A 1114-nucleotide genomic window follows, 5' to 3' on the forward strand; every position below is an offset into this window, starting at 1 on the left:
TCGCCGGGCGCTTACCTTTGGGTGCGGCGGGCTCGTTGCTGTGGGCGCGGGGCGGTTGTTTGGGGGCGGCCCGCGGGGATTTGACGCCGGGCGGCCCCCACCCGGCACCGCCCGGTTACCGGTCGGCGGTCCGGGACGCCTCGGCGACCCAGCCCGGGAGCGGCTCGCGCGCGGCGAGCCACCCGGGCGGCACGTCCGCGAGCCCGGTCCGGGCGGCGGCCACACCGGCGGCGATGGCGCAGGTGGTGTCCTTGTCGCCCCAGCCCTCCAGGGTGTTCCAGACGGTCTCCGGCAGCGAGTCCAGGTGCCCGGCCGCGGACCAGAGGGCGAACGGCACGGTGTCCGCGGCGGAGATCAGCGCTCCCGAGCCGAGCACGGTGGCGGCGTGCCGGACGCTGGTGTGCTCGGGCATCCGGGCGGCGATCCGGAGCCCGGAGCGGACCTCGCTGTCCGGCAGCCGTCCGGCGATCTCGGTCAGCAACTCGGCCCGGCTGGGCGGGTTTCCGCCCCGGCTGCGGACCGCCAGCGCCGCCGCGAGCGCGACCGCCACCGCACCGGCGACGGCCTCCGGGTGGAAGTGGGTGGTGAGCGCCTGCAGTTCGGCCTGCCGGACCACCGTGTCGAGGTCCTCGGCGAACCAGGCGCCCAGCGGCGCGACCCGCATCGCGGCGCCGTTCCCGTGCGAGCCCTGGCCCTCGAACTGGGCCGCGGTGATGGCGCGCCAGTCCCCGCCGGCGCCGATCCCGCGCAGGACCCGGTGCATCGACGGGCCGTACTTGCGCCCGTACTCGCGGGCGTACTCGGCGGCGAACTCCCGGGCGAGCGCGTCCGGTCGGACCTCGCCCGCGTCGAGCAGGTGGCGGACCAGCACGAGTGCCATGGCGGTGTCGTCGGTCCAGTGCCAGGGTGCGGGCCGGACCAGCCTGGCGGCGAGCGCGGCGGGCGCCTCGTCCAGCGGGACCGAGAACCACCGGTCGCCGAAGGCGTCGCCGAGGGCGAGTCCTTCCAGGCTGTCCAGGACCGGGCGGGCCGCACGCATGTCATCCTCCGTGTGAGATCAACTGTGTGCGGCAGTCTGCCGGACGGGCGGGGCGCCGGCGAGCGGTTATTCCTC

General features: G+C 76.4%; 1 protein-coding gene. It reads right to left on the reverse strand.

Annotation, left to right across the window (positions count from 1 at the left end; genetic code table 11):
- Positions 1-115: 115 nt before the first annotated feature.
- Complete coding sequence (locus ACFU7Z_RS39565) at positions 116-1039, reverse strand: ADP-ribosylglycohydrolase family protein (RefSeq protein WP_380783010.1); 924 nt, start codon at positions 1037-1039, stop codon at positions 116-118.
- Positions 1040-1114: the final 75 nt, after the last annotated feature.

This window comes from Kitasatospora sp. NPDC057518 (assembly GCF_042802075.1).
Classification (GTDB): Bacteria; Actinomycetota; Actinomycetes; order Streptomycetales; family Streptomycetaceae; genus Kitasatospora.

Coding starts and splice junctions, on each gene's coding strand:
- ACFU7Z_RS39565 (WP_380783010.1), bottom strand. CDS start 1,039: ATGCGTGCGGCCCGCCCGGTCCTGGACAGCCTGGAAGGACTCGCCCTC.